This window comes from Neochlamydia sp. AcF84, from assembly GCF_011087585.1.
GTDB lineage: Bacteria > Chlamydiota > Chlamydiia > Chlamydiales > Parachlamydiaceae > Neochlamydia.
Map to the genome: position 1 here is coordinate 20,410 of NZ_VJOT01000030.1, position 6,682 is coordinate 27,091.

Annotated in this window: 4 protein-coding genes; 2 read left to right on the forward strand and 2 right to left on the reverse strand. The window is 39.7% G+C overall.

Going from position 1 to position 6,682, the window contains the following annotated elements:
• Positions 1–134 precede the first annotated feature (134 nt).
• Positions 135–1,520 (forward strand): hypothetical protein, encoded by a 1,386-nt coding sequence (locus NEOC84_RS02900; RefSeq protein ID WP_166155142.1) that lies wholly within the window; start codon positions 135–137, stop codon positions 1,518–1,520.
• Positions 1,521–1,811: 291 nt separating this feature from the next.
• Here NEOC84_RS02900 and NEOC84_RS02905 read toward each other — a convergent pair whose 3' ends face one another.
• Both NEOC84_RS02905 and NEOC84_RS02910 read right to left on the reverse strand, forming a co-directional pair.
• A complete protein-coding gene (locus NEOC84_RS02905; protein ID WP_166155144.1) occupies positions 1,812–4,418 on the reverse strand; it encodes a cytochrome c biogenesis protein ResB in 2,607 nt (868 codons plus the stop codon).
• Positions 4,415–5,065, reverse strand: a complete 651-nt coding sequence (locus tag NEOC84_RS02910) for a hypothetical protein (RefSeq protein WP_166155146.1) — start codon at positions 5,063–5,065, stop codon at positions 4,415–4,417. The genes NEOC84_RS02905 and NEOC84_RS02910 overlap by 4 nt, the downstream gene beginning before the upstream one ends.
• Before the next feature lie 1,265 nt (positions 5,066–6,330).
• Between NEOC84_RS02910 and NEOC84_RS02920 the strand changes: the two genes are divergently transcribed.
• On the forward strand, positions 6,331–6,682 hold a 352-nt coding region (locus NEOC84_RS02920), incomplete at its 3' end, for a transposase (protein ID WP_207391756.1).

A 6,682-nucleotide genomic window follows, 5' to 3' on the forward strand; every position in this document is an offset into this window, starting at 1 on the left:
TCAATTTCCGCCTCGTTTCTCTACCTCTTATCTCTATAAACTTCTAAACAGGCTTTTTAAAGTTGTAATTGTAAACTATTTGGGTATTTATTAATATGCACGTTGGTATTCAAATTTTTGCATAAAGGTGTCATATGGCTACACGTGTTACTAAACTTAAGTTTTTTTCTATAGATGCCTCTCCCGCTAATTGGGCTCTCCATAAAGCTGTTTTAAGTGAAACAGGTAGATGTCGTTTAGCTGCGCGTGGTTGGGTGTTTGTGTCAACAATATCTTGTGTGCCTTCTGCAGGCCAACAACTAGCTAATCTTATTATCAAAATGGCTGCTGCTACCTATATCACTACCTTAGGTCAAATACCTGCTTTGAAAAGAAGAAGTTGGAGTAAGCTTGAAAGCTATAATCTCATCTCTGAAAATCTTTCCAAAAGCTGGATGAATGTTGCTTTGCATGCCTATAAATTTGTAATGTTTTTAACTATTTCTCCTATTTGTTGTTTAATAACTGGTATCGTTTCGCCTAAAACCTGCAAAGATATTCATGATAAATTGCACCTTACAGGTCCGCAGCAAGCCCAAGTTGGCTTAAATGAATCACCTTCTGACCCTACCTCTTTACCATCTTCTCAAGCAGTTGAATCTTTGCCTGCTGCTAAAAAAGCTGCGCTATCTACAGATACGCAATCTCGTCCTCTACCTGCCATTCCTAGTAATGGAGTGCCTCCACCCCCACCACTCCCACCTAATAGCTTCATCAATCCCTCAAACATAGAAGAGGAGAAGGATGTCGAAGATTTGCTAGACCTTATTTTAGCGATGAAGTTAAAAAGTGTAACTCCCCAAGAAGCTGAAGAGCATTCCGAAGCTGAAAACGATATCTTACTACAAACATTCGGAAGTGCCTTTAACCAAATGGCTAATAAGCTAAGTAACGAGCCAGGATCAACAAATAGCTCGGCACGTAACTCGGTAAACTTGGATGAATGGCGGGATAGCCCCAGTCATTCTGCACGTAACTCAACCATGTACGCACAAGAGCCACTCTTAATGGGGATAGAACGAGAAAAGCTAGTGGAGGAAGAGCTCGTACAAAGGTTAGAGGCAGTCAAAAATGACGATGAGCATGTAGAAAGCCAGGTCCAGCTTCCTGCTCAAGGTGACATTAAAAAAGAAGCGCAGACTTTGGAAGACAAGAGAGAAAAAGATAATGAGCAAGAGAAAACTTTATCGATGGAAGATATTCATCAGAAGATAAAGAGAAGACGCCGTGCGCTTGAGACTTTTAATACGCTAACGGCAGCTCAGCAATCTCTTATCCGTACTAAACTTAACCCTAATCAGAAAAATATTCTTAACAAACTAGTTGAATTGCCACCTGAACCCAAAGCTGAACCTCAGCATGGAAGCACAGCCAACAAATCAGCAAAGGTGGCTGCGGAAACTAATAACTCAGCTGCTTCTAAAAGCAATAAAAGGCGAAGAAGAAGGAATGCTGCTAGAAAAAATGTTAAGCCTTCTTAGGGCTTTACATGGAGGCAGGGTGGTAGCAGAAGTATTAAATCACAAAAGCTTATTTAATAACTTCTTCGCTTCACCTCCCTCTATGTTTATAAAAATCAATGTTGTATGCGCATGCCTAAGCTGAAAAATATATTAAAGTGTTTAGGTTTTTATAGATTAACTATAGACTTTTTGAGCGGGTTTTTAAGTGGCTCTTAAGCTTATAGAAAAAAAACCGGCCTTGATGATGAGGGAGCTGATAGGGTGTGTGAAACAAATGGCAGGCGCAACGATTGAATCCTGCAGACTCTTTTAACGTCTCTTGTAGGGTTGCATCCACCAAAGTAACCCAATTCCTAAACTTATCATCAGCACCCCGGGGTAGGTGAGCCAATATTTAGCAGGATCATAATTCACTAAAATCTGTGCATGTTGGACAGCCACTTCCGTAGGCGGGGAGAGATTGGCTAAGTAAAAACGATAGCCCTCAGGCGTTTGGTAGATATTATTCATGCTAAGGGTTTTTTCTATCTTAGTATTCCTTTTTAAATCATGGATAAAAATATCACTTTCATAGCTATAAGGCTGGCTGGTACCTGGATAATTGATTTGCCGAGCATCATGTAAACGTATTTTATAAGGAATATCCCTAAATAAAGGTTGAAAACGTATAAGATACTTCCCTTTCAAAACAGGCCAAAGAAGCTTCTTGCCGTATGGATCATAGGTGAGAGTAATAAGCTCTTTATAAGTGCCTTCTTTTAACTCCAAGGTAAGCAAAGGAAGATTATGTTCCCATTTGGGCAAGGATTTAGCTTTGGTTTGCTTTAAAGTCAGAGGGGTCGTGAGTATCAACTCATCTGCGTTTAAACTAGCTGAAAGGGCTCTAGCTTCCTCGCTAGAAAGGCTTTTTGTAACTAAAGGAGCATTGTAAAGTAAATGTGTGATGAGTTCTACTTTAGAGGGCGAGTAGTTAAAATTTACTTCTTTATTCTGAATTTGATAGCTTATATAAGCTTTTTTTATCTCTCCCATAGCATAAGAATTGTCTGGTAGCGCGTTGATCAACAGGGCCAATTGCTGTGCCCTCATGGGTGCTAAGGGAGATAATATTTTTAGGACCTTATCAAAATATAAGCGGCTTGCATGGTAAGAGCGGATGACCTGCAGAGATTGCATAGGCTCGCGCAGGTTAGATAAAGTGATACCGTACGCTTTTAAATAAGCGGATAGGGCTTTAGCAGGAAACATAGCTGGCATCCTAGGAGGGGGCGGTAGCTGTGAAGCTACAGCAAATAATTGCTGCGCAAACAAAGAGATCATATGATCAATATTATTGTTATCTAATGATACAAAGGGGAGTGCAAATGGCCATTTTCTCTTTATTAAAATTTGCAAAAAATTTTTTTCTTTCTCTAATTCTTTTTCAATTTCATCAAGGAAAAGGCATAGCCATCCGTAGGCATACTGCTCTTGCTGTGTAAGAATGTTCCAGTCTAGCTTATGAAAAAGCCTCTCTAATGAAGGCGAATAAGGAGCTGTAAATAATAAAGAGGAGGAGTTTTCCCAAGCTTGGAGAAAATTTACTATGGCCTCTGCAAACTCTTGATGAGACGCATCAGCGGCTTGCTTTAGCAATTGTAGGGGAGGAGAAAGAGTAGAATATTGTTCTAAGCCTTGCCGTAACTTTATGGCAATTCGTAAGAGTTCTGCTTGCTCTTTATCTGTACGGCTGCAAGGAAAATCTTCAAAGGGGAACGGCATTTGCACTTTATATCCTTTAAAGCCATCATCGTAAGCGGTAATGGATGTAAGCTTTTCCTTTTTGAAAGATTGAGTATATACCTCGCCATGGGCATTAAAAAAGTAAAGATAATTATCTTCTTGCTCGTCTTGCATAATCAAGCAGGTGGGCTCTTTAAACAAATCAAGAGTAAAAGGCAGCTTTCCCCTATGAGGACTAGAGATATTTTGATTAAGCAAGCTATCGGGACCAGCAAGTCCGATCACCATTTTTTCATGGTTAATTTGCACCTGCAAAGTAGGTTGTGTCTGGTCATTCAATGTAGGGTCGTTCCAGTCCAAAGCAAAAGAAAATTGAGCTATACCTATATCTAAAGGAGCTAACAAAAGTTTAGCTAAAGACTCTTCTACAAGGATTTTTCCTCCTTCGGTTTCAGAAATCTTTACAGTTAAATTTTGCAGGTAGAAATATTTAGCAGCCTCACTGATAAAAGGGGTTTTTAAGGCAATTAAGTTCCAGGGCTGAGCATTTTCATGATGAAGATGAGCTTTAAAAGAAGGGAGAAGAGGCTTGTTATCCTGGAATTCTATTAAAGGAATGGGGGTTATACCTGCAATGATAGCTTGATTACCTTTAACCCATGTTTCTTTACGTTCATAAGAATGAGGAGCATAATCAATAACCCGCATCTCCACATCTTCAAACTTTGCTGGTTGGTGCATCAATTGATTTAAAGGATACTCTCTTTGAATATTCTTATAAGGGTTTTCTATTCCCTTTTTTTCTAAATGGATAGCATAAGTATGCGGAAGAAAAATTTGCTGGCTAGCTCCTCCTTCTATGAGACCCATACAGCCTTGAATACCATAGTAATTGTTAATAATAAGGCCACTTAATAGCATGAGTAGTCCGCAGTGAGTTATCAAAAAGGGAATATGCCTAACACGAAAAGGCCATCTTCTTAATGCGGAGACAAAAATATTAATAAAAAATCCTCCTGCTAGGCTACGAAATAGGGGATTGTGGTAGGTAAGATAGGCAGAAGAAAGATGAGACTGGCTTTGCGCTTCTATAATCGTCCCTAAAGCAGCTACAAGAATTGCTAGCGCCATTAGCATGATGGCAAGTTGTATACTTCCTAAAAAATGATAAAATTTTAAAAGATGTTTCATCATAAATCTTCAATGAGGTGGAAACTTCGAGCAAAAGCAATGATAGACTGCCGGTATCTTTGCATTAAGAATGGGGGGCCTATAGCTTTGATGGTTACATCGCTTCTCATTTGTCTATATTTTTTTAGAAGGTAAGGAGAGCCTGGGGCGACAAGGTGGTGATAATGTTCAGGAGCTAATTGTAAAATCCAAGCAAACATTGTTGTTTGGCTCCCCTTTATCTCTCCTGTAGCTTCAAACAAAAAGCCACAATACCCTCCAAAGGCTTGAGGTATTAGGGAGACGGTTTCGGGATTCAAGGGATGAAGTTGTTTTTTCCAACGAGAAATGTAATTAAAAGGGGAGGGCCGTTGATAGATACTATCTGAGGAAAAATTATGGATAGCAATAGAGACTTTTTCATCTTGATGAACAATATAAAATTCTATAATTGCTTGCCTAGTATCAGCACGAGGATCTAAAGGGGAAGGATGGTGTTGTATCCAATTAGCATCCACTTTTAAGCGGTAGATAATCGGTTTACTTTCAGAAGTTCCCTCACCGCGTGCGGCAATTTCCACGTATTTTAAAGTAGCATTGGAAGAATCTTGGGTTGAACAGCTCCAATTAACCCAAGTGAGCAATATAATTGTGAAGAATTTTATTCTCATCAAAAGCTTTTATAAATAAGAGATTTTTAATAAAATTAGAGGTCTATAAAGCTAAAAATTTCTTTATCTACCCAAAGCGCTCTAAACGCTTGTGACTTCTCAAGTCTTAGTTTTTTTACCTAAATCAGGCCTTGTGGCGTAAATGATCTAATAGCTCGTATCCCTAAGTTAGCACCCATTGCCCTTGGGGCATTCCAAGTTTTGTCCTCTTGTTCATAACCAAGGATTTGGTATATAATTCTGCTTGTTGATAGGCTAATTTCCTAGAGCGAAAGCCTCCTCCCAAGCTTCTTTTAAAGCGGCACATCGCCGTTTCGGCAAACTATCTTCTGTGATAGCGGCAAAGCTTCTTCCAGAGCTGCCTGGTCTCCTCATCTTCTCCAAAGCCTTGAATGATTTTTAAAGCATTATTTTTTTTCATCAAGGGTTTGTCCGCCTCTTAGCTTAGCCTTCCTTCTCTTTTTGGAGGTACCAAAGGATCTATATCCCGCACATAAGATGATCGACCCGAAGCTTGTCTATCATAAGCGCCATCTCTATAAGCAGTTTGTACACTCTTTGGTAGCTCAAAGATCATTTGGCTTGCCACTGAATCACCGACTTTATTGCTCTTTATTAATTCTCTTAAAATAATCTCATGCGAATCTGGGCAAATGGCTAGATGAATCTTTCTGCAAATTCTTCGCTTGGCTTTGCCATGCTGGTGCGCTTTCCACTCTCTTTCGCTATAGACCTTTACTCCAGAGGAATTAAAGACTATGTCTGTTGGACGCTTTAAGGCTTAACTTTTTAAGCCCTTGCCTAAGCTTCTTAGCACGCCTGCAAATGCGTGTATAACAAGGAATAGGCAAACCCAAAGCCAGCAAAGTAATCAGCGATAACAAAAATCCTCGCAAGGCTTAGGAGGGGCAAATGATAAACCGCTCCAATCAACAGCGTGCATAGGATAGCATCAGCAGAGTAAATTCTTGGGCGTCCCTTCTTACCCATGCTTTTATTTTCCCTCCATCCTTTAATGGTTTCACCCGAAAGCTATAAAGTTATGCTTTCTCTTTGCACTAAAGCTTTGTTATACTCGGGCCCATTACGTAGGCGGTAGTTAAGCTTTTTTCCATAGCTTGCCTATATTTTTGTTTTTGTAAACTAATTTTATAGCTCTTAAGGGCGTTGTTGCGTAAATGCTAAGAAGTGTAGGCGATAAGATTGCCCTTTAACACATAAGAGCTATAAAATTTAGTTTGCTTAAACAAAAATATAGGCAGGCTATGGAAAAAAAGCTTAACTACCGCATACGTAACTGGTCGGATTATAACAAAGCTTTAGAACAAAGAGGAAGCATAACTTTATGGTTTTCGGATGAAACTATTAAAGGATGGAGGGAAAATAAAAGCACGGGGAAGAAGGGCCGTCCAAGAATTTACTCTGCTGACGCTATCCTATGCGTGTTGATGATTAGGGCGGCTTATCATTTACCCCTCCGTGCTGTACGAGGGTTTGTGTCATCGCTGATTACTTTGCTGGCTTTGGGATTGCCTGTTCCTTGTTATACCCGCATTTGTAGGCGTGCTAAAGAGCTTGGGCAAGAGCTTACAAAGCTAAGCCGTAAGCGTCCGACAG

Excerpts from the sequence above, each read along its gene's own strand:
- NEOC84_RS02900 (WP_166155142.1), top strand. The coding sequence starts at position 135 with ATGGCTACACGTGTTACTAAACTTAAGTTTTTTTCTATAGATGCCTCT.
- NEOC84_RS02905 (WP_166155144.1), bottom strand. The coding sequence starts at position 4,418 with ATGATGAAACATCTTTTAAAATTTTATCATTTTTTAGGAAGTATACAA.
- NEOC84_RS02910 (WP_166155146.1), bottom strand. The coding sequence starts at position 5,065 with ATGAGAATAAAATTCTTCACAATTATATTGCTCACTTGGGTTAATTGG.